This window comes from Azonexus caeni, assembly GCF_048146105.1.
GTDB lineage: Bacteria > Pseudomonadota > Gammaproteobacteria > Burkholderiales > Rhodocyclaceae > Azonexus > Azonexus aromaticus_B.
On record NZ_JBKJAD010000074.1, the window covers coordinates 1 to 342 of the forward strand.

General features: G+C 66.1%; 1 protein-coding gene. It reads right to left on the reverse strand.

Annotated elements, in window-relative coordinates:
- The coding region (locus ACLIIZ_RS21250; protein ID WP_416695685.1) for an Ig-like domain-containing protein at positions 1 to 342 on the reverse strand (342 nt) is incomplete at both ends.

Consider the following 342-nt stretch of genomic DNA (forward strand, 5'->3'; position numbering starts at 1 on the left):
TCACCGTCGACGTCGCCGTTCCGCCGTTGCCGTCGTCGATCGTCACCGTGAAGCTGTCAGTTCCGTTGTAGTCCGGGCCCGGGACATAGGTCCAGGTGCCGTCGCCATTGACCGTCACCGTGCCGTGTTGCGGGTCGTTACCCTTGCCGTAGGTCAGCGTGTCGCCGTCCTTGTCCGAGCCGACCACGCGACCGGAGACCGGGGTGTCTTCCGGTGTCGTCACGTTGTAGTTGCCGGTCGTCGGGTCGAAGTTCGGGTTGCTCGGGTCGTCCGGAATCGGCGGGTCGTTGACCGGCGTCACACCGATCGTCACCGTCGACGTCGCCGTTCCGCCGTTGCCGT